Below are 23,653 nucleotides of genomic sequence, written 5' to 3' on the forward strand. Positions count from 1 at the left end.
ACTGGGGCAGGAGGCTCGGGCGTGAGCGTGGACACGGCGTCGCCGGGTACGGCGGGTGGATCCGACCCCGACCCAGACGATCCTCCCGCCGGTGCGGACTCGATCCCGGATCTCCCCCCGGACGACGCGCCCATCGAAGTCGTCGAGGAGAAGGTGCGCGACTTCCGGTTGCTGCGCCGGATCCTGCTGACGATCTGGGCGGTGAGCCTGGCCGTCTACTTCTGGCGGTACGGCATCGCCGCAGACCGGACGAGTCTCATCTTCTTTCTCGCGTTCGGGATGGCGGCCGCCACCATCGGGCGCCGTCGCGTCAGCACCGTGCTGATCGACTGGCTGCCCTTCGTCCTGATCCTGATGCTCTACGACTGGACCCGGAACATCGCGGTGTGGCTCGACATGCCGACGCACTGGCAACTCGCGCCGGACGTCGACCACTGGATCTTCGGGACCAACCCGACCGTCTGGCTTCAGTCGCATCTGAAGGAGTCCTCGCCGCCGTGGTGGGAGGTCATCACCAGCGCGGTCTACATGTCGTACTTCATCGTTCCGTACGCGACCGCCGCGGTGCTGTGGGTGCGCGATCGGGCGCTGTGGCGCCGGTTCGCCGCGTGCTTCATCGCGGTGAGCTTCCTCGGCCTGGTCGGTTACACGCTGGTCCCGGCGGCGCCGCCGTGGGCGGCGGCCCGCTGCACCGTCGCGCAGGTCGCCGACAGTCCGCACGATCCGCCGTGCATGTACCGGGCCGACGTCGAGGTGCCCGGCAACCTGCTCGGTGAGGTGCATCCGGAGAATCCCGGCGCCGAACCGTACGTGGAGCGGATCTCCGACCGCGGCTGGAGTGTGATCGGCTTGGACATGGTGCTGCGAGCGGTCCGGTTCGGTCAGACGAAGTCGAATCTCGTCGCCGCGATCCCGTCCCTGCATGCGGGACTGACGATGCTGCTCGCGCTGTTCATGTGGCCGCGAACGCGCTGGTTCGGCAAGACGATGTTCATGGGGTACGCGCTCACCATGGCGTTCGCGCTGGTCTACAGCGGCGAGCACTACGTCTTCGACATCCTGCTCGGCTGGGGCCTCGCCGGAGCGGTCTTCGCGGCCTATTGGCTCATCGACACCCGGTACATCCTCCCGCGCAATGCGCGCCGGCGGGCGGAGAAAGCAGACGCGGCTAAGCAGGAGCGTCGAGATACGGCTCCGTCTCAATCGTGATCGGCACCCCCGCGGCGATCAGCAGCCGGCACTCGGCCTCGCTGTCGGGGTAGAGGTTGAGCCACTCGTGGCCCGCGCTCCCGTCGGCGTAGACCTTGTCGAGCGCGCGGTGAAGGCGGGCTTCCGTCTCGCGATTGATGATGAAACGACGATCACCGTACCTGAGATACCTGTTCGTCACGACAGCCTCCGGAAATAGCTCGCTGTGACTTAGAACACTACTCGCCCAGGTGTGGTCGCCGCCGGTTCTCCCGGGTCAGCTCAGTTCGGGGGCCCGGTTGGTGTACGGCTTCACGGTCGTGAAATCGATCATCGCGCGGGTGTTGTCGACGGCGGTCACCATTCCCACCCCGAACTGTCCGTGCTCGTCGTACAGGTTGGCGGTGCCGACGGAGACGCCCGCGTTCTCGATGTGCGAGTCGGCCTCCACGCCGACGCGGACGCCCTCCGGCAATCGGGCGACCGCGACGGTCAGATCGCAGTTGATGAACCCGATACCGCCGTCGCCGATGTTCGTGACCAGGCTCGTCGACTCGGCGGCGATCACCGCGCGCTGGAAGGGCGTCAACTCCTCATCGGGGACGGCGTTGAACGGCCTGCTCCAGATCGTGAGCCGCTCGGAGTTCTGGTACTCGCCCATGTCGTTGGACCACGTCCCGCCCTCGGTCCGGAACCACGGCCGGTAGCCGTCACCGGCGTCGGCGGGCGGGGTGAAGGTCCGCTCCCGCGCGGGGCGCTCCCATCGCTCGCCCGGCGGATTCGAACCCGTCTTCAGGAACACGACGTTGCCGCGCGCGACGAGGATCTCGGCGTCGCCGTCGTACTGCCGTACCGACACCTCGATGACCCGGATGCGGTGACCGTCGCGCAGGACGGTCGTGGTGGGCACGGTGGGCAGCCGTCGTGCGCTCTTGAACAACTCGAGGGTGAACCGTGCGGGAGTGAAATCGGCACTGCCGCCAGCGTTCTCGGCGGCGCGGGCGGCGATCGCGCAGACCGACGGTCCGTTCAGCGCGTCCGGGCCCCACAGTCCCACCGCATACCCGGTGGGGTCGTACCGACCGGCGCCGTCGACGGTGAAGAAGGCCTTATCAGTCATAGGTCTGCACGCTACGCTGCGTGCATGACCACTCAAGCATCGCCGTCGGTTCTCCCGAACGACGCGGTCGGCGCCGTGCGGACCTTCGTCATCTTCTCCTCGCTCGTCGGAATCGCGCTGGGCATCGTCGCGCTCGTCTGGCCCGCCGCGACACTGGCCGTGATCGGTGTGCTGTTCGGCATCTCGCTCATCGTCGCCGGGCTCTTCCGGCTCTTCGTCGCCTTCGCGCTGACCCGGGCGACCGCGGGGACCCGGCTGCTCCTCGGCGTGTTCGGCGGAATCGTGCTCGCCGTCGGCGTACTCGCCACCATCAACCCGTCCAAGTCGCTGGTGCTCCTGGGTGTCTTCATCGGCATCGGATGGATCATCGGCGGTCTGCAGGATCTGCTCGGGTCGCGCTTCACGGTCACCATGGCGCCCCGCTGGTTGGTGATGCTCTCGGGTGTGGTCTCGGTGCTCGCGGGTATCGCGATGATCGTGCTGCCCGCCGTCTGGACCCTCTCGACCATCCTGTGGATCCTCGCGGTGCTGCTCATCGTGGTCAGCGTCGTCACGCTGTTCACCGTGCCGGGCAAGGTCAGCGCGCTGGCCGCCAGGATCGAGCGTGAGGAACCGGTGATCTGACCGAGCTCAGCCGGTGAGCGCCAAACCGTCCAGGGTGAGGGTCGGCTCGGCGTCTGCGTGTTCCGCGAGCCGTTCGGCGACGGCGCCCAGCACCGCCAGCAGTTCGTCGGTGTGCGCGATCGGGACACCGTCCACCCGGCCCCGCCACACCATCTCGGCCGGTCGGGCGTCGGGGACGACGGCCGCCGCGCCGATGAGACGGCGCGCGCCCGGCGCGTCCGCATCCCACATGGCGTCGGCGGTGGTCAGATACAGTGCTGTGGCCGGTCGCAGGTCGTGGCGGTGCACCATCGCCCACGCCCAGTGTTTGGCGACGTCGACCGTCACCTCCTGACCGCGACCGAGCGTGCGCACGTACTTGCTGTGCAACTCGCTGCACAGGAGGTCGGCGTCGTCCCACATCTCCAGCATCGACATGCAGCGGACGCTGTTGTGGAGTGCCTCGAGGTACTTCACCGAATACGGGCCCTCGCGGCGTGAACGGATCTCGCGGAGCACCGAGAAGCCGGCGAGTGCCGTGCTGAACTCGCCGGAGTCGTAGTCGGCGCGGGCCTGGTCGTTCAACTCGTCGAGCATGCTTCAATGCTCCCCCTGTGCGGAAGAATCCGCAGCGTAATGCCGACTTTCCGTGGCGTCGGATGGTGCGCGACCCGCCGGCGTGCGGGATGATTCCGGTGTGGTGGAACAGACACGGGACCTGACCAGGTGGGCACTGCTGAGCATCGTGACGGCGATCGTGGTGATCGCGCTGAAGATGGTCGCGTGGTGGATGACCGGATCGGTGGGTCTGCTCTCCGACGCCGCCGAGTCGGTGGTGAACCTCGTGGCCGCCGTGGTGGCGTTCATCGCCCTGCGCATCGCGGCGAAGCCGGCCGACGACGAGCACAACTTCGGTCACGTCAAGAGCGAGTACTTCTCCGCGGTGGTCGAAGGAGTGATGATCGTGGTGGCCGCGATCGTCATCATCGTGACGGCCGTCGACCGGCTGCTCAATCCGCGTGACCTCGAATCGGTGGGCGTCGGTCTGGCGGTCTCGGTGCTGGCGTCGGTGATCAACGCCGCGGTGGCGTGGCAGCTGATCCGCGCGGGCCGACAGCACCGGTCGCTGACGCTCGAGGCCGACGGCAAGCATCTGATGACCGACGTCTGGACCACCGCGGGCGTGATCGCCGGAGTCGCGGTGGTGGCACTCACCGGCTGGACGATCCTCGATCCGCTCATCGCGATCGCCGTCGCGGTCAACATCGTCTTCGTCGGCTACCGCTTGGTGCGCCAGTCGACGCGCGGGCTGATGGACTCGGCGGTGCCCGATGCCGAACGCGCGGCGATCGACCGGGTCCTCGACCGATTCCGGGGCGACGGCGTCGACTTCCACGACGTACGCACGCGCGAGGCCGGCCATCTGCGATTCGTCCAGCTGCACATGCTGGTGCCGGGCCAATGGACCGTGCAGCGCGGACACGACCTGCTCGAGGAGGTCGAGGCCGCGCTGCACGATGAGGTCGAGGACCTCGTACCCACGATTCACCTGGAACCGATCGAGGATCCGCGCAGCTACGAGCCGTGGCGAAGGTAGCGGAGAACACGTCCACGCGCGGACGCCGAAGCATTAGCCTGGAAGTATGAGCGCTCGTGATTCGTACGAAGGTGGCGAGTACGACCAGGACGACACCGATCAGTTGCAGCCGGCGGACACTCTCGCCGACAGCGAACTGTCGGACGTCCTCGACCGCGGTTACTCGCCGCCCGACTACGCGCCTGCATCCCACGAGCACGACTGTCTCGACGAGAGACTCGCTGAAGAGGTGCCCGACGTCGGCTATGCAGACGAGGACGGCGACCCGGACTTCCCAGAGCGCGACGAGGTCGGCGACCGGCGGGCGGGGCGATTGATCGCGCCGGACGAGGGCGTCGGTCCGGATGTGGACAACCAGTTGCTCGCGACCGACGCCGGCGTCGACGGCGCGGGCGCTTCGGCCGAAGAGGCGGCCATGCACTACATCGACGAGGAGTGAGTGATTCTCGTCCAATCGAGACGAGACATCCGCCCGGAACGGTAGTGGGATTCGATACCGTTCAACCCATGGATCGTGACCGGTTGGTGGAAGTGGGCGTCGCACTGGTGTCGCGCTTCGGGGCCAAAGCCCTCAGCCTGACCTCGGTGGCGCGGCAGGCCGGCGTCGCACGCGCCACGGCCTACCGCATGTTCGGCGGGCGCGATGCGCTCGTCGCCGCGATCATGGCGCGCGAACTCGAGCAGCTCCGGACGCAGCTGCGGGTGTGGGGTGCCGATCAGCCCGACCCCGGCGAGCGGATCCGTGAACGCGTCCGCGGCAGCCTCGCCTACATCCGCGAGCACGAGGCGCTGCAGTACGTCCTCCGGAACGAACCCGAGGAAGTGGTGCGGGCCCTGATCACCACGCACGATTCCGAGCGGCCGTCGCTGATCGAGATGATCGTCGACGCCACGGCGCCCGATGTGCAGGACGACGAGGCAGCGGTGCTGTACCCCGACCCCCGCGCGGGCAGCGAGTTCATGGTCCGCGTGGTGTACTCCTGCATGCTCGTCCCCGACAGCGTGATGTCCGACGACGAGATTGCCGAGATGGTGGTGCGTGCCGTCGTCCGGTGACGGGCCGGAGGCGGCCGGTCCGAGCAATGCGTCCCGACCGACTACGCTCGGATGCATGACTGGCACGGGCGCCCGCAGCATCTACGTCGCGTCGGCGGAAGGCGATACCGGCAAATCCACGATCGCGCTGGGGGTGCTCGCCGTACTCACGGCTGCGGGCGGACGGGTCGGCGTCTTCCGGCCGATCTCTCGGGCCGCCGCCGGCGAACACGACTACATCCTCGACCTCCTGCACCAGTTCGCGTCGGTCGACATCCCCTACGAGCAGTGCATCGGCGTCACCTACGACGACGTGCACGCCGACCCCGACGCCGCCGTCGCCGAGATCGTCGACCGGTACCACACCGTCGCCGAGCAATGCGACAACGTCCTGGTGATCGGATCCGACTACACCGACGTCGCCTCGCCGTCCGAACTGAGTTTCAACGCGCGGATCGCGGCCAATCTGTCGGCGCCGATCATCCTGGTGGTCAAGGCCTTCGAGCGCCAGCCGCAGGAGGTGAAGGCGGTCGCCGAGATGCTGATGGCCGACATCAAGGCCGCGCACGCCACCACTGTCGGCGTGGTCGCCAACCGTTGCGATCCCGACCGGTTGCTCGAGGTGGCGGCCGCGCTCGGATCGGTGGACGTGCGGACGTGGGCGCTGCCCGACGAGCCGCTCCTGGTGGCGCCGACGATGGCCGAACTCTGCGAAGCGCTCGACGGAGTTCTGTACTCCGGCGAGGCGGACCTGCTCGAACGCGAGGCGCTGGAGGTGATGGTCGGCGGCATGACCGTCGAGCACATCCTCGAGCGGCTCAGCGAGTCGATGGTGGTGATCGCACCGGCGGACCGGTCGGACGTTTTGCTCGCCCTGGTGAACGCCAATGCGGCGGAAGGCTTTCCGCGGCTGTCCGGGATCATCATCAACGGCGGTCTGCGACCGCACCCGATGATCGACGCCCTGGTCAAAGGGCTCCGTCCGACGCTGCCGATCATCGCGTGCGATCACGGAACCTATGAGACGGCGCGGATCGCCGCGCATACCCGAGGCGCGATGGTCAGCGGGTCGGTCCGCAAGATCGACGCGGCGATGAGTCTGATGGAACGGTACGTCTCCCCGCAGGACCTGCTCGCCGAACTCGATCTGCACACACCGGAGGTGGTCACCCCGCAGATGTTCGAGTACCAGCTGCTGGCGCAGGCCAAGTCGGACCGTCAGCGGATCGTCCTGCCCGAAGGCGGCGACGATCGGATCCTGCGGGCCACCGACCGGCTCGTGCGTCGCGGTGTGGCGGAGTTGACGCTGCTCGGCGACCCGGACTCGGTGCGGCGCCGCGCCAACGAACTCGGCGTCGACCTGTCCGAGGTGGACATCATCGACCCGGCGACCTCGGAGCTCGCCGAGGAGTTCGCGCCGATCTACGCCGAACTGCGCAAGCACAAGGGAATGACGCTGGAACGGGCCTCGGAGGTGGTGCGCGACGAGTCGTACTTCGGCACCATGCTGCTGCACACCGGCCGCGTCGACGGCATGGTGTCCGGTGCCGTGCACACCACCGCCCAGACCATCCGGCCGGCATTCGAGATCATCAAGACGGTGCCCGGGGTGTCGACGGTGTCGAGCGTCTTCTTCATGTGCCTGGCCGATCGGGTTCTGACCTACGGTGACTGCGCGGTGGTTCCCGACCCGACGGCCGAGGAACTGGCCGACATCGCGGTGTCGTCGGCGCAGACGGCCGCGGCCTTCGGGATCGAGCAGCGGGTCGCGATGCTCTCGTACTCGACGGGCGGGTCGGGCTCCGGCAAGGACGTCGACAAGGTCCGCACCGCCACCGAGCTGGTTCGCGAGCGAGCGCCGGAACTGCTGGTGGAGGGGCCGATTCAATACGACGCGGCGATCGAACCCTCGGTCGCGGCGGCGAAGATGCCCGATTCGCCGGTCGCCGGGCGCGCGACGGTGCTGATCTTCCCGGACCTCAACACCGGCAACAACACGTACAAGGCGGTGCAGCGCAGCGCCGGTGCGATCGCCATCGGCCCGGTGCTGCAGGGACTCAACAAGCCGATGAACGATCTGTCTCGCGGCGCACTCGTCTCCGACATCGTCAACACCGTCGCCATCACCGCGATTCAGGCGCAGAACATCAAGAAGGCCCTCGCCGCCACGGAGCGGGGACCGCGAACCGAGACCCCGGGCGGGGAAGAGAACGGGAGCGACGCATGAGCCGCACACCGATCGACGGGACGGTGCTCGTGGTCAACGCCGGGTCGTCGTCGCTGAAATACCAGGTCCTCGATCCGGTGACCGAAGAGGTGATCGCCGACGGGCTCGCCGAGCGGATCGGGGAGTCGGCGTCGCGGATCAAGCACTGGTACCGCGGTCACGACGTGGAGGTCGAGGAGACGCTCGCCGACCACGAGGCGGCGATCGCGCGGGTCCTCGCACTCTTCGCCGCCGACGGTGTGGACGTCGCCGACTCGGGGTTGGCGGCGGTCGGCCATCGCGTGGTGCACGGCGGGCGCTCGTTCTTCGAGCCGACTCTGATCGACGACGTGGTGCGCTCGGAGATCGAGCGGATCTGCCCGCTGGCCCCGCTGCACAATCCGGCCAATCTCGTCGGCATCGACGCGGTGTCGGCACTGTTGCCGGACGTGCCGGCTGTTGCGGTCTTCGACACCGCGTTCTTCCACGACCTGCCCGATGCGGCGGCCACCTATGCGCTCGACGCCGCCGTGGCCGAGGAGTACGCGGTGCGGCGTTACGGTTTCCACGGCACCAGCCACGAGTACGTCTCGCGCCGGGCCGCAGAGTTCTTGGGGCGCGACTACGCCGACGTCGACCAGATCGTGCTGCATCTGGGCAACGGCGCCTCCATGTCGGCGGTGGCGGGCGGGCGCCCGGTCGACACCACGATGGGGATGACGCCGCTCGAGGGGCTGGTGATGGGCACCCGTACCGGAGACATCGACGCCGGGATCGTCTTCCAACTCGCGCGGGTGGGCGGGATGTCGGTCGATGAGATCGACACGCTCGTCAACAAGCGATCCGGGCTCAAGGGGCTGTGCGGGGAGAACGACTTCCGCGCGATTCTCGAGCGGGTCGAGGCGGGCGACGCCGCGGCGCGCCTGGCCTACGACGTGTACCTGCACCGACTGCGCCGGTACATCGGGGCGTATCTGATCGAATTGGGCGGCGCCGACGCCATCGTGTTCACCGCCGGAGTGGGGGAGAACGCGGCGGCGGTGCGCGCCGATTCGCTGGCGGGGCTGGAGAGGTTCGGCATCGAGATCGACGCCGAACGCAACGCGGTCCGCAGCAGTGAGCCGCGTGTCATCTCCACCGACTCCTCCGAGGTGACGGTCCTCGTGGTGCCGACCAACGAAGAACTCGCCATCGCCCGCCAGGCCGTCGCTGTCGCCGGCTCTACCTCACAGGCCGGTTGAGCGACTTCCCCCGCAGGCTGGTTGAGCGACTCCCACCCCCAGGCTGGTTGACCGACTCTCCCCTCAGGCCTGTTGAGCGAGCGGAGCGAGTCGAAACTGCGTTGTGCAGTCGACTCCCTCCCCCCTCAGGCTTGTTGAGCGACCCTCCCTCAGGCCTGTTGAGCGAGCGGAGCGAGTCGAAACTCCCGCACCCCGGCAGAGTCACACGACCAGGTCCTCGTACCGGAACTCGGTGACGATCTCCTCTCCCGCCGCATGCGACGCGGCTTCGCGCTGCTGCAGTTCCACACGTCGAATCTTCCCGGAGATGGTCTTCGGGAGTTCGAAGAACTCGACGCGGCGCACTTTCAGATACGGCGCCAGATGGTCCCGGGCGTATTCCATGATCGTCTTCGCGGTCTCGGCGGTGGGCTCCCATCCCTCCGCGAGTGCGACGTAGGCCTTCGGCACCGCGAGACGGGTGTCGTCCGGCTGCGGAACCACCGCGGCCTCCACCACGGCGGGATGCTCGATCAGCACGCTCTCCAACTCGAACGGCGAGACCTTGTAATCGGACGACTTGAAGACGTCGTCGGTGCGGCCGATGTACGTGATGTAGCCGTCCTCGTCGCGGTGCGCCACATCGCCGGTGTGGTAGTAGCCGCCGGCCATCACCTGCTCGTTGCGTTCCGGATCCCCGAGATAACCGGTCATCAGGTTCATCGGGTGCCGGGCGAGGTCCAGACAGATCTCGCCGTCGTCAGAGACCTCACCGGTCAGCGGATCGACGAGCGTGACCGGAACGCCCGGCATCGGACGGCCCATCGAACCCGCTTTCACCGGTTGGCCGGGTGTGTTGCCGACCTGGAGCGTGGTCTCGGTCTGCCCGAAGCCGTCGCGGATCGTGAGACCCCACGACTGCTCGACCTGACGGATCACGTCGGGGTTCAACGGTTCGCCCGCGCCGAGCAGTTCGCGCAGCCCCTCCGGCCGTTCTCCCAGATCCGCTTGAATCAGCATGCGCCACACCGTCGGCGGGGCGCAGAAGGTGTTGACGCGGGCCCGTCGCAGCTGCCCCATGAGGGCGGCGGCGTCGAACCGTGAGTAGTTGTAGACGAAGATCGTCGCCTCCGCGATCCACGGCGCGAAGAACAGGCTCCACGCGTGCTTGGCCCAGCCGGGCGAGCTGATGGTCAGGTGGACATCGCCCGGCTTCACGCCGATCCACGCCATCGTCGTGAAATGGCCGACGGCGTAGCTGATCTGCGAGTGCTCCACCAGCTTCGGCCGGCTGGTGGTGCCCGAGGTGAAGTAGATGAGCATCGGGTCGCCCACCAGGGTGGTCGACTCGAACGGTCCGGCCGACTCGGCATCGGCGCTGGCGGAGTACGACGTCCAGCCGGCGACGTGGCCGCCGACCACGATGCGCCGATAGTCGCCCTCGACGGTGTCGAACTTGGCGGTGTCCGCGGCGTTCGCGATCACACAGCTCGCGCCGCCCCGTTTGATCCGGTCGGTGAGATCGGCCGGGCCCAGAGCCGCGGTCGTCGGCATCACGATCGCGCCGAGCTTCATGATCGCGAGCATCAGCTCCCACAGTTCCACCTGATTGCCGAGCATCAGGACGATGCGGTCGCCCTTCGTGATGCCGAGACCCCGCAGCCACGTCGCCACGCGATCGGAGTTCGTGGCCATCTCGTCGAACGTGACTTTGACCTCCGACCCGTCCTCTTCGGTGATCCACAGAGCGAGACGGTCGTTGCCGCGGGCGAAGCTGTCGAACCAGTCGATGGCCCAGTTGAACGTGCCGGTGATCTCCGGCCAGCGGAACTCGCGGACGGCGCGGTCGTAATCGTGGATCAGCTCGATCATCTGGTCGCGGCTGCTGCGGTAGAGCTCGGTACTCGTGGTCATGGTCACATGATCCACATCACAGTCGGGTGCGGCCACCCTCCGAAGAGGGGTGTGGGTGTGGTGGGTGGGTGCGGTGGTTTCGACTCGCTTCGCTCGCTCAACCAGCCTGGGGAGGAGCTCAACGAGCCTGGGGGCGCTCTACCAGCCTGGGGAGTTGCGGCGGTCAGAACAGGGTGGCGGGCCGGATCAGGTTCGCGAGGTCGACCAGCAGGAAACGGTGGGCGCGATTGTCGCGGGTCGCCTTCGCCAGCTCGCGGAGAGAGCGTTCGGTTCCGGCCCGCAGACCGTGCTCGTTGAACGGGAAACCGAGGAAGTCGTCGGCCGGATAGTCCTCGTCGAGGTGAGCGTCGATCCACCCGAGAGCCGTGCCGAGGATGATGAGCTGGAGGCGGCCGCGCCGGGGATCGTCCCAGCTGATCTCTTCGAAGCGCTCGGCCGCCTCGAACAGCTCCGACCTCGTCACCTCGCTCGGCGGGCGACCGTGGACGAGGGTGATGATCGCCGAGATCTGCGCGGTGCCGTAGTGCCGGCTCGTGGTGGGTACCTCGTCGAGGGGCTCGATGGCGGCATCGTACCGTCCCTCCGCCAGGATCATCCTGGCCAGCCCGAAAGCTGCGGACACGATGCTGTGATCGGTCAGCCACAGATCGTGATAGTTCTGCCGCGCGATCTCGTACCAGCGTTCCACCTGCGCCATCTGGTCGTTGGACGTGTACTCCTCGGCGGAGAGCCAGTAACCGATCAGCTCGGCGGTGCCCGCCACCGCCAGCTTCGGCGCCACCTCACCGGGCATCGCCTCCAGCACTTCGTGAAAGCGGTCGAAGGCGAGTTCCGGCTCGGCGTTGAGCAGCGAGCAGATGCCCAGATACCAGTGCAGCCGCCACGAGTCCCCGTGATGGACCGCGACCTCCCGAAGCAACTGCAGCGCCGTGTCGAGATTGCCGAGCTCCAGATGGGCGCGCGCTTCGGCGAGGTCGAGTTCCATCGACGGGTGCTGCGGTCCGGCGCCGTCGTCGGCGTCGTCCGTCGCGATGAGCGCCTTGTACCCGTCGGCGCGCGCGGCGCGGATGGTGTCGAGCGTCTGCCGCGGGTACGAGAGAGCGGCCGAGGTCAGGACGCTCGCGGCGGGATCGGTCGGGTCCACGAGCGGCACCGGCAGCGCTCGCGCGATGTCGGCGGGGTCGTGGATCGCCGCGTCCTTCGGGTCGAAGAAGCCGTCCACGGGCGCCAGCAGGAGTTCGGTGCCGAACGTCGAGCGCTGCGGGGTGAAGACCGTCGACATGGAGGGCCGGGGGACGCCGGTGTGCAGCGCCACGGTCTCCCGCAGCACGTTGAGCACCTGCGTGGTCATCTCCTCCGCGGACGAGAATCGTTCGGCGGGGTCGGGGGATGTGGCCCGGTGCAGCAGGAAGTAGAACGACGGATTCTCCACGAACAGCGGAGTGGTTCGCGGGTCGGGCAGTCCGTCGAGGTATCGGCCGTCGGCCATCGGCATGTCGACGGTGAGGACGGCCAGTGTGCGGCCGATGCTGTAGATGTCGGTGACGATCTGCGGGCCCGTCTGCACGATCTCCGGAGCCTGGAACCCGGGCGTGCCGTAGAGATGCCCGGTCCCGTTGATCGCGGAGACCGCACCCAGGTCGATGAGCTTGACCTCATCGCTGGTGATCATGATGTTGTCGGGTTTCACGTCGTTGTAGACCAGGCCCACCGAATGCAGGTATCCGACGGCCGAGAGCACTTCGAGGATGTAGGCCATCGCCTGCTCGATCGGGAGCAGCGATGAGGTGCCGTCCTCGTTGGTGGTCAGCTGTTTGAGCGTGTGACCGCCGACGTACTCCATCACGATGTAGCCGACGGACCGCCCGTCCTCCGTGACGCCCTCCACGAAGTTGAAGATCTTCACGATGCCCGGATCGTTCACCGAGGCGAGGAACTGCCGTTCGGCGATGGCTACCGCCTGAGCCTGTGAGTCCGACGAGTTCAGCAGGCCCTTCAGGACGACGGGGCGGTCGGAGACGTTGTGGTCCACAGCCAGGTAGATCCATCCGATGCCGCCGTGCGCGATCGCGCCGGCGATCTCGTACTGATCGGCGACCATCGTGCCCCGTTTGAGACCGGGGACGAACGAGTACCGCGACCCGCAGTTCCAGCAGGTGCCGCTGAGCGGTCCCTTGCCGCGGCCCGACTTCCGGCCCACCGGCTCGCCGCAGTTCCAGCACTTGCGCTTGCTCGGCGCGATCACCGGGTCGGCCAGGACGGCGTCCGCGGGGTCGATGTCGGTGATCTCGGGAAGCTGGACCAGTTCACTGCCGAGGCGGCGGTCGTGGACGTGGGCGCTCTTGCGGCTCTTCCTGCGTGAGGCGGCGATGTCGTCGAGGATCCGCCGCACCTGCGTCGACTGGGTGACGGTCGCCGTAGGCGCGGTGTCCCCGACAGTGCCCATCGGCGCGGGGACGGTGCCCGCCTGTGTCTGGACCGACTCGGAGGCCTCGGTCTGTGTGGGTTCGACTGCCGAGGCCTGTGTCTCGGCCGGGAGCTCGGTCGCCTCGGTGGCGACCGGCTCGGCGTCGCCGTTCTTGTTGCGCTTCTTCTTGATATCGCTCATCACGTCAATCCCGGTACATCGTCGGCGGCGGGGATCCGGGCCCGAGGATCGACAGCCACTCGTCGTAGGACCGCTGCCAGCTGCCGTCGGCCTCGCGGGCCGCGATCACGCCGTTGATGAATCGCGCGAAGTCATCCTGCCCCTTGGGTATCCCCACTCCGTAGTACTCCGTTCCGAGGCTGTCGCCGACCACGTGGACCCACGGATCCTGCGCGGCGATCCCGGCGAGTATGGAGTCGTCCGAGGTGATCGCGTCCACCTGCCCCTGCTGCATCATCACCAGGCAGTCGGCCCAACTCGCGGTGGTGAGATATTTCGCGCTCGGAACAGCACGTTCCACACGCGCGATGGAAGTGGAGGAGCGAGTGGCGCAGACGTTCTTCCCGGCGAGATCGGATGCCTGTGAGATACCCGAATTGCGGTACGCGAGGATCTGCTGGGCGGCGGCGTAGTAGGGCACCGAGAAGTCGATCGACTTGAGCCGATCGCACGTGATCGACATCGTTTTGACGACGACGTCGACCGCGCCGTTCTCCAGCGCCTGGATTCGGTTCTCGTTCGTGATCATCCGGTACTCGATCAGATTCGGATCCCCGAAGATCGCCTCGGCGATCCAGTGCGCGACGTCGATGTCGAATCCTTTGACGTCGCCGGTGATCGGATCGCGGAAACTCAGCGGATTGCTGCCGAGGTCGGTGCCGACGATCAGCCGTCCGCGCTTGGCGATCCGGTCCATCGTCGATCCGGGCGGCATCTGCCGCGGTTCGGACAGCGGTCCCGGCCGGAGTCCGGCGATCGCGGCGCAGTCGGAGTCGGGCGCCGGCGCGTCGGGCTGCGCGCCGAAACCGACGTCGGGCGGGAACGGCGCGTGCGCGGTGGTGGACGGCGGCTCGCTGGGGGTGCTGGTCACGGTGGCGCATGCGGTGAGGCCGGACGCGATGAGACACAGCAGTACGATCAGGCGGCGGGCGGACGCGGAGGCTGTCATCGGTACTCCCGGATCCGGGGGAACAGGCCGATCGCGACCGCCACGGCGGCCACCCCGCACAGCACGCCGATACCCGTGCCGGTGAAGCCGAGCAGACGCTGGGCGGTGCTGATGTTGTCGCGGAACGTGGTGCGCGCCTGGCCTATCGCCTTGACCAGCGCGTCGTTGACCTCGTTGTATCCGGTTGCGGTGCTGATCTTGCCGTTGCCGATGGTCAGGGCCCGCGCGGCCGTGTAGTCACCGCTCGCCAGCCGACGGCCCACCTCCTCGTGGGCACTGCGCCAACGTTCGAGCGCCGACTGGACGTCGGTGAGCGGCTGCGTCAGGCCGTGGTCGTCGGCGTGTTCGGGGTCGTTCGCGAGTTGGTCGGCGTGATCGTGGATCTCCTCGAGATCCTTGCTGAAGCCGACGTCGAGTTCTCCCGGATCGGACCGGCGGACCAGCGACAGCGTCTCGGCCGACCGCGCCTGCTGTGTGAGGATCCGCATGGTGGTCAGCGTGTGCAGCGGATCGGCACCGGCGGTCTTCGCTGTGTTGGCCGCGGCCACCGACAGCAGTCCCGAGATGAGCAGCCAGACCGTGCCGAGGATCATCGCGGTGAGCGCGCCGATGAGACCGATGTTGAAGTGGCGCCGCGTGCGCCGGGCCAGATAGCGTCCGGTGACGATCAGCATCGCGATGATGATCAGCAGCGCCACGTAGACGCCCCACGGTGGGACGGTGAGGGTGCGCTGGGGGTCGGAGATCGCCGACGACCGGTCCTCGTAGAGGCGTTGCGCCGCGGGCAGGATGGTCTCGATCATCAATGACGAGGCCTCGCTGAGGTAGGCCGATCCGACGGGGTTCGCGAGCCGGTTGTTGGTGCGTGCGGTCTCGATGAGGCCCGTGTACACCGGGATGCTGGTGGCGATGGTGTCGAGATCGTCACGCGAGGGCTTGTCGCGCTCGGACACCTCCGCCGCCGTGGACAGTCCGTCCGCGGCGGCGATGAGCGCGGAGGACGCCGTCGCGATGGAGTCGGTGTACTCCGCGCGGAGGTCGGGGGACTCGCGGCCGCCGGAGATGAACGCGGAGTTGGCCGCGGCGTCGGCCACCGACAGCGAACTGTAGAGGACCTCGGCGGCCTCGGCCTGCGGCTCGGCGCGGTCGACGAGTGCTTCGAGGGTCTGGCTTCGCTCGGTGAGCGAGACGGACGAGTACCAGCCGGTGAGACCGCATGCGAGGACCATCGCGAGCAGGATGATGACGAGTTTGCCGGGCGTGGTGGTCGCGTAGAAGCGCATCGTCAGCAACGGCGACGAGACCCGCTCGCGGGTCATGGCGGCGATCTCGCGCCGGTCGGCGATCACCTGGCGCAGAGTGGGGCTCGGCGCGCCACGGTCGGGCAGCACACTGCGGCCCGCATGCGTGAGTGCCGAGCGCACTCGGTAAACCTGGCCGGCCACGAGTTGTCCCTTTCGGATGTGCTGCGCTCAACCCTAGTCGGCGCGGCTGCGAGTAGACGGACAGCCCGGTACGGTGATTCGTCAGAGAAGCCGATCTGAAGTCGGTGGGTCGGTGCAGGAGGTCGCAGGGTGCGCGGTGACGGTGACGGCTGGGTGTTCGGTGCGGACGGTGCGCGCTACTGGGGACGCTTCGGGGCGGCGGGTCTGCTGCTGTGCGCGCCGGCCGACTCAGGCGTCGTGGTGCTGCTCCAGCATCGCGCCGTGTGGTCGCATCAGGGCGGTACGTGGGGGCTGCCGGGCGGTGCCCGCGACTCGCACGAGAGCGTGGAACAGGCCGCGGTGCGTGAAGCGCACGAGGAAGCCGGGATAGCTGAGTCGGACGTCGCGGTGATCGAGTCGATCGTCACGCACTCGGCGCCGGAGTGGAGTTACACGACGGTCATCGCCAAGGCTGATTCGCCGGTCGCGACGGTCGGCAACGGGGAGTCCGCCGAACTGCGCTGGGTGCCCGCCGAGTCGGTGGCCGAGCTGCCGCTGCATCCCGGTCTGGCGAAGGCGTGGCCGGGGCTGCTGGCCCGGCTCACCTGAGTCCGGCCCGCCCGAGCTCGGGCCCACCTGAGCGAGCTCACGCCAGCTGATTGGCTCCCGCGATCAGCGCGTTGATGGTGGCCTCGTCGCCGGTGCGGCCCCGGCCGTACGACCAACTCCGGTGCAGATCGCGTTCGCAGAGCAGGTAGGTGACGGTCTCGCCGTCCTCCTGATGCTGGTACAGCGAGACGATCTCGACGCCCGCGCCCAGTGCGTACAGCACCTCGGTCATCGCGCCGATGGCGCCGACCGCGGTGGCGCTGACGTCGTGGCATCGTCGGCCGAGATTGATCCGTGCGCGGCAGGTGACGGTGTCGCCGCGACCCGGCTCGATCGTGATCGCCTCCAACGCGATGTCGCCGGCGGGTGCGTAGGTCTGGTCGAAACTCGAAGTGGTCATGTCGGCCGCCTCCCGTGGGAACCAGTTCGGCAGTCGCCGAGAGGAGCGGGACTGCTGCGGACGGTCGTATCCGTTACGGGTACAGGATGTCGGCAGGATCTGAATGGAACGCATCGGGAGCCTTCATTTCGGTCGAAGATTCGATGACCGACGAGCTCAGAGAATGTGGAGAGACGACAACCCCGCAGCGGGGGGTCGGTCGAATCAGACCCCGCTGCGGCGGGCTACAAGAAGCTTCCACGTCATGATGGCAAGCAGCTTACTCCGCCGTGCCGGAAAGGCAAGCCGTCCGGAGGTCGCGCGCGGCGGTCGCGGGATCGTCGGCACCGGTGATCGCCCGGACCACCACGATGCGCTCGCCGCCCGCGTCGGTGACCTCTCGAACGCGGGGCAGGTCGATGCCGCCGATCGCGAACCACGCCTTGCTGGGCCGCGCCGCGGCGACCGCGCTGACGAACTCCAGTCCAGTGGCCGCCCGGCCCGGTTTGGTCGGCGTCGTCCAGCACGGGCCGGTACAGAAGTAGTCCACGTCGGGATCGGCATCGGCGGTGAGCGCCTGCTCCACGGTGTGCGTGGAGCGGCCGATCACCACGTCGGGGCCGACGATGCGCCGGGCGGTGGCGGGCGGCAGATCGTCCTGGCCGACGTGGAGGACGTCGGCGCCGGACGCGACCGCGACGTCGGCCCGGTCGTTGACCGCCAGCAGCGCACCCGCGGCGTGCGTCAGTTCGCGCAGCCGCCGCAGCAGTTCCAGCTCCTGCACGGCGGTGAGCTCGCCGAACTCGCGTTCCCCGGGCGAATTCTTGTCGCGCAGCTGGACGATGTCGACGCCGCCCGCGAGAGCGCTCCGGACGAAGTCGATCAGGTCGCCGCGCTCGCGCCGCGCGTCGGTGCACAGGTACAGGCGGGAGGTGGCGAGACGAGTGCGGGCATCCATGACCGACACCGTAGTCGCCGATGCCGGGCGGTAGACTGTGAGGCGTTATCGACACGGGAGTCCGGAGGTCCGCCGGGCTGAGAGTGCGCTGCGCCGGCGCTGACCGTCACACCTGATCCGGGTCATGCCGGCGAAGGAAGGCTGACGTCATGTCTGGTGAAACCGCATCCGGCGAACAGATCGCCTCTCCGATGGACCCTCGCACTGAGCGAGTCGGTGAGCTGTCGGTGATCGGGGGCGGCGTCGTCGGCCTCACGTGCGCCCTGTCCGCCGCCGACCGCGGATGGCGGGTGCGCGTCTTCGACGCCGGACCGCAGGAGCGGGCCGCGCACGTCGCGGGCGGCATGCTCGGCTGCTTCGCAGAAGGACATCCCGGCGAGGACCGGCTGCTGGCGATCTCGCGGGACTCGGTGGCGCGATGGCCCGCCCTGCTCGAACGACTCGGGGATCCGACCGTGCGGACGGCCGCCGACAGCTTGCTGATCGGTGCCGCGCCGGCCGACCTGGAGCACCTGCGGACACAGGTGCGGTTCGGGCTGTCCACGTCGCCCGGCGACGCCGACCGGCTGCCCGCGATGACACCGGCCGAGCTGCGTGCAGCCGAACCCGCGCTGGTGCGCGGCGTGGCCGGAGGGTTTCACGCGGTCGGTGAGGGGTCGCTCGACAACCGGCGGCTGATCGCCGCGCTGCAACGCGCGCTCAAGAGCCGCGGAGTGATCTGGGAGCGCGGGCGGGTGACCGATCTGTCGACGATCCCCGGGGATCAGGTGCTGGTCGCGGCCGGCCTCGGTTCCCGCAGGCTGCTGCCGAGCGTGGAACTCCGCGGTGAGAAGGGCGAGATCCTCCGACTGCGCCGCACACGTTGGTCGGTGCCGCCGCCGACGCATGTGATCCGGGCCCGCTGGCATGGGCGCGCCCTGTACCTGGTGCCGAGGGATGACGGGGTGGTCGTGGGCGCCACCCAGTACGAGGCCTACGACGACGGTGATCGGATGCCGCTGGCGGGCGGGGTGGGCGATCTGCTCGCCGACGCCGCCGAGCTGATGCCGGGACTGCGCACCTACGAACTCGCCGAGGCGGGCGCGGGGATCCGCCCGTCGTCGCCGGACGGTGTGCCCGTGGTGCGGCGGGTGGACGAGCGGATTCTCGTCGCCGCCGGGCACGGCCGCAACGGCATCGCGCTCGCCCCGTGGACCGCGGCGCGCGTGGCCGCCCTCCTCCGACCGCCGGATCGGCGCGGACCGGACTCGCGGGTGGATCCGATCGCAACTGACAACACCGACAACAGGGAGCCGACATGGAACTGACCGTCAACGGCGACACCGTCACCTTCGATGACGCGCCGACCGTCACCGGGCTGCTGGCCCACCTCGACCTGCCCGACTGCGGAGTCGCGGTGGCCGTGGACGGGGTGGTGCGTTCCAAAGCCGAGTGGGACCGACCGCTCGGTGCGTACGCCGAGATCGACATCCTGACGGCGGTGCAGGGTGGCTGACACAGCACAGGGACCGGTCGGGGAGGTGCCGCCGCTGTCCGTGGCCGGCCGCGAGTTCGGTTCGCGGCTCATCACGGGGACCGGCGGCGCGCCGAATCTCGCTGTGCTCGAACGTGCATTGATCGCCTCCGGAACCGAGCTGACGACGGTGGCGATGCGCCGCATCAGTCCGGAGTCCGGGACCGGTGTGCTCGACCTGCTGCGTCGCCTCGGAATCGCGGTCCTGCCGAACACGGCGGGCTGTCACACCACGGCCGAGGCGGTACTGACCGCGCAGCTCGCCCGTGAGGCGTGCGAGACGGATCTGGTCAAGCTGGAAGTGGTGGCCGACGACCGCACGTTGCTGCCCGATCCGCTCGAGTTGGTGGACGCCGCATCGGCGCTGGTCGCCGACGGCTTTCAGGTTCTCGCGTACACCAACGACGACCCGGTCCTCGCTCTGCGTCTGCAAGACGCGGGGGTGGCCGCGGTGATGCCGCTGGGCTCGCCGATCGGGACCGGGCTCGGCATCTCCAATCCACACAACATCGAGATGATCGTCGCGCGGGCCGAGGTGCCGGTGGTGCTCGACGCCGGCATCGGGACGGCGAGCGACGCGGCACTGGCCATGGAACTCGGCTGCGACGCCGTCCTGCTGGCCTCGGCGGTCACGCGCGCGGACGACCCGGCGGCGATGGCCGCGGCCATGCGCCACGCCGTCGTCGCCGGATACCTGGCCGCGCACGCCGGCCGGATCCCGAAGCGGTTCTGGGCGCAGGCATCCTCGCCGAGCCGTTCCGCGATCTGCTGAGGACGCGTCAGCGGTCCGCGTCGTCGACCTGCTCGCGGCCGCGGCGCCATCCGCCCTTCTCCGGCGGGGCCTCCCCGAAGTGGTCGGGGTCGCCGGTGCCGTACCAGGCGACGAGGACCGCGCCGACCACGGCGCCGATGAAGCCGACCACCGCGAGCCAGCCGAGACCGGGGTGTGCGCTGTCGCCCAGGAAGGCCACGCCGATGATGCTGGGGCCCGCGGTCTCACCGACCACCAGCATCGCGGTCACGCCGCTGACGGCACCGACCTGCAGCGTCACCGTCTGCACGTAGAAACCGATCGCTCCGGCGATCGCGATCGACCACGCCGCGGGGTCACCCAGGATGGTCAGGATGTCGAACTTCTCCAGGCCGTCGAGCACCCGGACCGAACACGCGATCACGCCGAACAGCAGCCCCGCGCCGGCACCGCCGATCGGCGCGGCGAACTTACCGCCCCGGTACACGCCGACCAGGGAGACGGTGCACAGCAGGATGGTCGCGATCATCAGACCCCAGTGGAAGGTCATCGACGCGCTGTCCTTGACGCCCGGGGACGACGACACGCCGAGCAGGAACAGGGAGAGCACCACGAGCCAGATCGCGACCCAGTCACGGGTGTGCAGAACGATATTGAGCAGGAGTGTTCCGAGCAGTGCCGTGACGACGAGGTTGGCGGACACGATCGACTGAGCCAGGAACAGCGGCAGGAAACGCGCGGCGACGGCGCCGCCCGCGAAGCCGACGATGACCATGACAGTCCCGAGGATGAACGCGGGATCGACGAGCGTGGAGAAGGTCGACTCGACCGACGGCGAGTTGTCGCCGCCGACCCCGGCCTTGCCCTCTTCCCGCTGCTCCACCGCGACCCGGCGGGCGCCGAGTGCTCGGAGCACGGTCGAGACTCCGTAGGCCACCGCGGCCATCGACGCCGCAATGATCCCGATTACGTACAACGAAGAATCCCCTGAGTCGTGAATGAGTACTCGGTAAGAACACGCTACACGTGAGGCTTGTTCACTTGTCTACTCTGTATCTGTGGTCTCCGGTACGCGCAAACATGTCCTCATCACCTTCGGCAGGTCGTTTCTGACGCTCAACCTGGCGCGACAGTTCGCCGCTGCCGGGCACACGGTGTCGACGTGCGACAGCCTCCCGATCACGGTGAGCCGCTTCTCGAACGCCGTCTCGTCGTTCCATCGGGTCAGTCCGCCCAAGTTCAAGCCGCAGGAGTACTGCCGCGAGATCGCCGAACTGGTCAAGTCCGAGGGCATCGACATGGTGATCCCCATCCACGAGGAGACCGACATCCTCTCGATGATGGCCGGTCTGTTCCCGCCGACATGCGAGCTGTTCCTGTCGCCATTCGAGGTGGAGGACATGCTCCACAACAAGTTCTCCTTCCAGGAGGCGCTGGTGGAGCGGGGCTTTCCCACGCTCAAGTTCAAGAAGCTGGCCTCGGCGCAGGACACGGTCGGGCTCGACTTCGACACGCCCTTCGCCATCAAGCAGACGTACTCCCGCGGCTCGCAGAAGGTCTACAAGGCGCAGCCGGGCGAATCCCTCGACTTCCTCACCTACGACGAGACCAACCCGTGGATCGCCCAGGAGTGGATGGAGGGCGACCGGTACTGCACCTACTCGGTGTGCCGTGACGGCGAGGTCTTCGCCCACGCCACCTATCCCGTCGACTACGCCATCGACGGCAGCTCGTGCCTGACCTTCACGCAGGTCGATCACCAGCCGATCCTCGACTGGGTGCAGCGCTTCGCGAAGTCGGTGAACTTCACCGGCCACATGGGACTCGACTTCATCGACCACCCCGAGAAGGGGCTGTACACGATCGAATGCAATCCGCGGGGCACCAGCGGAATCATGATGTACACCAGGCAGAATCGCCTCGACCGCGCGTTCTTCGGCGAGAACACCGAGATCATCAGCCCGCCCGAGAACCGCACTCGGATGATCGGCGTCGGCATGACCCTCTACGGCTGGCGCAAGTCCAGCCGAGGTGGGCGCAGCCTGCGGCAGTTCGTGCGCGACTTCCGTGCGGCGAGCGACGTGATCTGGGATTCCGAGGACCGGCTGCCCGCGCTGATGCTGATTCCGGCCTACATGGCGATCCTGAGTCACGGATTCCGATACAAGGTGGGCCTCGCGGAGGCTTTCATGCACGACCACGAGTGGGACGGGCACAAGGTCTGAGAGCCGCACTCCCCGAACGGAGCCGCGCGGCTACGACGCCGTGACCTTGCGGCAGAACTCGACCAGCAGGGCCGTCGCGCGGCGATCGGGGTCGAGCATGAGCCCGCCGTGCGCGAGTCCGTCGAGTTCGTGGAAGTCGGCGATCGGCATGTGCGACGCGGCTTCGCGACTGCCCGACGGCGGAAAGAAGACGTCGTGCTGGTAGGCGACGACGAGCGCCGGAACGTCGATCGCGGCGAGGCGTTCGGGCGTCGGCTCCTTGGCCAGCATCCATCCGTGAGACGCCGAGAGCTGGCCCTTGAGGCCGTCCGGTGACGCCCACACCGGCTCGCCCGCCGTCAGCACCTCGCGCCAGGCGCGGACGGTCAGGTCGTCGCCGAGCATGCCCGGTCCGAGAGTGGTCATCAGTTGTTCGAAGACGGTGACCGCTTCGGGGATCTCACCGAGCCGCTCGATGAGCCCGAGTTCCATCTCGTTCACCATCTCCCCGATGGCGGACGACCGAAGCCCGGCGATCATTGCGAGACCGCGGATCCGTCCCGGCCACGACGACGCGAGGACCTGGGAGATGTAGCAGCCCATCGAGTAGCCGGCGATGACGGCGTCGTCCACCCCGAAGTGGCCGAGCACGGCGGCGGCGTCATCGGCCATCTCCGGGACCGAGTAGGGCGCGGGCGGCGCGGACGACGGCACGAGTCCGCGCGCCGAGTAGGTGATGACGGAGAACCCCGCCTCCACCAGTGCGGCGGGCACGCCGGTGAACTGCCAGACACCCGCCGGCATGCCGAGCCCGCCGTTGAGAAGAACGGTGGGGCCCTCACCGACGCGTGTGGCGGCGATACGAACGTCGGCGGCTGTCTGGATCAGTTCTGGCTTCGACTCTGGCTTCGACGCGGTCACGACTGCCGACGTTACTCGCGGCCGCGCAGACCCTCGACGATTCGCTGGAGACTCTCCGGCGTTCTCGCCATGACGGTCCCGGCGTCAGTGACGACCAGCGGCCGCTGGATGAGCGACGGGTGCGCGACCATCGCGTCGAGCAGCGCATCGTCGTCGGCTCCGTCGAGACCGAGGTCGGCATACAGCGGCTCCCCGCTCCGGACCGCGTCGCGCACCGATAGGCCCGCGGCCGCGATCAGTTCGGCGAGTGCGTCTCTGTCGGGGGTGTCGGTCAGATACTCCACGACGGTGACGTCGGCGCCGGCGTCGCGCAAGGCGTCGAGGGCGGTGCGGGACTTGCTGCAGCTCGCGTTGTAGTAGATGGTCGCGTCCACCGCGTCGTCCTTTCGGTATGTGTCTGCGGACGAGCGCAGAA

24 protein-coding genes and 1 riboswitch are annotated in these 23,653 nt (G+C 68.3%); of the genes, 12 read left to right on the forward strand and 12 right to left on the reverse strand.

Annotated features, from left to right (window positions below; translation table 11 throughout):
- Positions 1 to 21 precede the first annotated feature (21 nt).
- The gene (locus tag P5P27_RS00610; protein WP_045537226.1) at positions 22 to 1,209 is read left to right on the forward strand and encodes a phosphatase PAP2 family protein; all 1,188 of its coding nucleotides are present in this window, start codon (positions 22 to 24) and stop codon (positions 1,207 to 1,209) included.
- Here P5P27_RS00610 and P5P27_RS00615 read toward each other — a convergent pair.
- Positions 1,169 to 1,390, reverse strand: a complete 222-nt coding sequence (locus P5P27_RS00615; RefSeq protein ID WP_006897028.1) for a hypothetical protein — start codon at positions 1,388 to 1,390, stop codon at positions 1,169 to 1,171. The two genes, P5P27_RS00610 and P5P27_RS00615, sit on opposite strands and share 41 nt — an antisense overlap.
- Positions 1,391 to 1,465: 75 nt before the next feature.
- Complete coding sequence (locus P5P27_RS00620) at positions 1,466 to 2,308, reverse strand: acyl-CoA thioesterase domain-containing protein (RefSeq protein WP_045537229.1); 843 nt, start codon at positions 2,306 to 2,308, stop codon at positions 1,466 to 1,468.
- Between the two features lie 24 nt (positions 2,309 to 2,332).
- Here P5P27_RS00620 and P5P27_RS00625 point away from each other — a divergent pair, with 24 nt between their 5' ends.
- Positions 2,333 to 2,932, forward strand: a complete 600-nt coding sequence (locus P5P27_RS00625; protein WP_045537231.1) for an HdeD family acid-resistance protein — start codon at positions 2,333 to 2,335, stop codon at positions 2,930 to 2,932.
- 6 nt (positions 2,933 to 2,938) lie between these two features.
- On the opposite strand, the gene P5P27_RS00630 is transcribed toward P5P27_RS00625, so the two are convergent.
- Complete coding sequence (locus P5P27_RS00630; RefSeq protein ID WP_045537233.1) at positions 2,939 to 3,508, reverse strand: hypothetical protein; 570 nt, start codon at positions 3,506 to 3,508, stop codon at positions 2,939 to 2,941.
- A gap of 100 nt (positions 3,509 to 3,608) precedes the next feature.
- Here P5P27_RS00630 and P5P27_RS00635 point away from each other — a divergent pair, with 100 nt between their 5' ends.
- The 5 genes from P5P27_RS00635 to P5P27_RS00655 all read left to right on the forward strand — a co-directional run bounded on the left by P5P27_RS00635 (position 3,609) and on the right by P5P27_RS00655 (position 8,990).
- Positions 3,609 to 4,508, forward strand: a complete 900-nt coding sequence (locus P5P27_RS00635; protein ID WP_006897024.1) for a cation diffusion facilitator family transporter — start codon at positions 3,609 to 3,611, stop codon at positions 4,506 to 4,508.
- A gap of 46 nt (positions 4,509 to 4,554) precedes the next feature.
- A complete protein-coding gene (locus P5P27_RS00640) occupies positions 4,555 to 4,947 on the forward strand; it encodes a DUF5709 domain-containing protein (RefSeq protein WP_045537234.1) in 393 nt (130 codons plus the stop codon).
- Between the two features lie 68 nt (positions 4,948 to 5,015).
- Positions 5,016 to 5,564, forward strand: a complete 549-nt coding sequence (locus tag P5P27_RS00645) for a TetR/AcrR family transcriptional regulator (RefSeq protein ID WP_006897022.1) — start codon at positions 5,016 to 5,018, stop codon at positions 5,562 to 5,564.
- 55 nt (positions 5,565 to 5,619) lie between these two features.
- Positions 5,620 to 7,770 (forward strand): phosphate acetyltransferase, encoded by a 2,151-nt coding sequence (gene pta / locus P5P27_RS00650; protein WP_222110869.1) that lies wholly within the window; start codon positions 5,620 to 5,622, stop codon positions 7,768 to 7,770.
- Positions 7,767 to 8,990, forward strand: coding sequence for an acetate kinase (locus P5P27_RS00655; protein WP_278125918.1), 1,224 nt, complete (start codon positions 7,767 to 7,769; stop codon positions 8,988 to 8,990). Before pta ends, P5P27_RS00655 begins: the two co-directional genes overlap by 4 nt.
- Positions 8,991 to 9,191: 201 nt before the next feature.
- On the opposite strand, the gene P5P27_RS00660 is transcribed toward P5P27_RS00655, so the two are convergent.
- From P5P27_RS00660 to P5P27_RS00675, 4 genes are all read right to left on the reverse strand, one after another.
- Entirely contained in the window at positions 9,192 to 10,883 is a 1,692-nt protein-coding gene (locus tag P5P27_RS00660; protein WP_278125919.1) for an AMP-binding protein, read from the reverse strand.
- A 163-nt stretch (positions 10,884 to 11,046) separates the two neighbouring features.
- Positions 11,047 to 13,491, reverse strand: coding sequence for a serine/threonine-protein kinase (locus P5P27_RS00665; protein WP_278125921.1), 2,445 nt, complete (start codon positions 13,489 to 13,491; stop codon positions 11,047 to 11,049).
- Positions 13,492 to 13,495: 4 nt separating this feature from the next.
- Positions 13,496 to 14,479, reverse strand: coding sequence for a glutamate ABC transporter substrate-binding protein (locus tag P5P27_RS00670; protein WP_278125922.1), 984 nt, complete (start codon positions 14,477 to 14,479; stop codon positions 13,496 to 13,498).
- Positions 14,476 to 15,924, reverse strand: a complete 1,449-nt coding sequence (locus P5P27_RS00675) for a hypothetical protein (protein ID WP_278125924.1) — start codon at positions 15,922 to 15,924, stop codon at positions 14,476 to 14,478. Before P5P27_RS00675 ends, P5P27_RS00670 begins: the two co-directional genes overlap by 4 nt.
- Before the next feature lie 129 nt (positions 15,925 to 16,053).
- On the opposite strand from P5P27_RS00675, the gene P5P27_RS00680 reads away from it, so the two are divergent.
- Positions 16,054 to 16,512 carry an NUDIX hydrolase gene (locus tag P5P27_RS00680; protein WP_006897015.1) on the forward strand — a complete coding sequence of 153 codons (459 nt, stop codon included), beginning with the start codon at positions 16,054 to 16,056 and terminating at the stop codon, positions 16,510 to 16,512.
- A gap of 37 nt (positions 16,513 to 16,549) precedes the next feature.
- Here the strand turns inward: P5P27_RS00680 and P5P27_RS00685 are convergent, their stop codons facing one another.
- Entirely contained in the window at positions 16,550 to 16,912 is a 363-nt protein-coding gene (locus P5P27_RS00685; protein ID WP_039867667.1) for a hypothetical protein, read from the reverse strand.
- A 259-nt stretch (positions 16,913 to 17,171) separates the two neighbouring features.
- Positions 17,172 to 17,849, reverse strand: a complete 678-nt coding sequence (gene thiE / locus P5P27_RS00690; protein WP_222110867.1) for a thiamine phosphate synthase — start codon at positions 17,847 to 17,849, stop codon at positions 17,172 to 17,174.
- A gap of 43 nt (positions 17,850 to 17,892) precedes the next feature.
- A riboswitch (TPP riboswitch) is annotated at positions 17,893 to 18,006 on the forward strand.
- On the opposite strand from thiE, the gene P5P27_RS00695 reads away from it, so the two are divergent.
- The 3 genes from P5P27_RS00695 to thiG all read left to right on the forward strand — a co-directional run bounded on the left by P5P27_RS00695 (position 17,999) and on the right by thiG (position 20,134).
- Complete coding sequence (locus P5P27_RS00695; RefSeq protein ID WP_411815726.1) at positions 17,999 to 19,156, forward strand: FAD-dependent oxidoreductase; 1,158 nt, start codon at positions 17,999 to 18,001, stop codon at positions 19,154 to 19,156. It overlaps the preceding riboswitch by 8 nt.
- The gene (gene thiS, locus P5P27_RS00700) at positions 19,147 to 19,344 is read left to right on the forward strand and encodes a sulfur carrier protein ThiS (protein WP_006897011.1); all 198 of its coding nucleotides are present in this window, start codon (positions 19,147 to 19,149) and stop codon (positions 19,342 to 19,344) included. Before P5P27_RS00695 ends, thiS begins: the two co-directional genes overlap by 10 nt.
- Positions 19,337 to 20,134, forward strand: a complete 798-nt coding sequence (thiG, locus tag P5P27_RS00705) for a thiazole synthase (protein ID WP_006897010.1) — start codon at positions 19,337 to 19,339, stop codon at positions 20,132 to 20,134. The genes thiS and thiG overlap by 8 nt, the downstream gene beginning before the upstream one ends.
- A 7-nt stretch (positions 20,135 to 20,141) precedes the next feature.
- Here thiG and P5P27_RS00710 read toward each other — a convergent pair whose 3' ends face one another.
- Positions 20,142 to 21,089 carry an EamA/RhaT family transporter gene (locus P5P27_RS00710; protein ID WP_278125928.1) on the reverse strand — a complete coding sequence of 316 codons (948 nt, stop codon included), beginning with the start codon at positions 21,087 to 21,089 and terminating at the stop codon, positions 20,142 to 20,144.
- A gap of 82 nt (positions 21,090 to 21,171) precedes the next feature.
- On the opposite strand from P5P27_RS00710, the gene P5P27_RS00715 reads away from it, so the two are divergent.
- Positions 21,172 to 22,338: an ATP-grasp domain-containing protein gene (locus P5P27_RS00715; RefSeq protein WP_278125930.1), complete on the forward strand. Its 1,167-nt coding sequence runs from the start codon at positions 21,172 to 21,174 to the stop codon at positions 22,336 to 22,338.
- Between the two features lie 30 nt (positions 22,339 to 22,368).
- On the opposite strand, the gene P5P27_RS00720 is transcribed toward P5P27_RS00715, so the two are convergent.
- Together P5P27_RS00720 and arsC are read right to left on the reverse strand one after the other, a co-directional pair.
- On the reverse strand, positions 22,369 to 23,238 hold the full coding sequence (locus tag P5P27_RS00720; protein WP_006897007.1) for an alpha/beta fold hydrolase: 870 nt from the start codon (positions 23,236 to 23,238) through the stop codon (positions 22,369 to 22,371).
- An 11-nt stretch (positions 23,239 to 23,249) separates the two neighbouring features.
- Positions 23,250 to 23,612 carry an arsenate reductase (glutaredoxin) gene (arsC, locus tag P5P27_RS00725; protein WP_006897006.1) on the reverse strand — a complete coding sequence of 121 codons (363 nt, stop codon included), beginning with the start codon at positions 23,610 to 23,612 and terminating at the stop codon, positions 23,250 to 23,252.
- Positions 23,613 to 23,653 lie beyond the last annotated feature (41 nt).

The sequence above is a fragment of the Gordonia sihwensis genome, from assembly GCF_029632925.1.
Taxonomy (GTDB): domain Bacteria; phylum Actinomycetota; class Actinomycetes; order Mycobacteriales; family Mycobacteriaceae; genus Gordonia; species Gordonia sihwensis.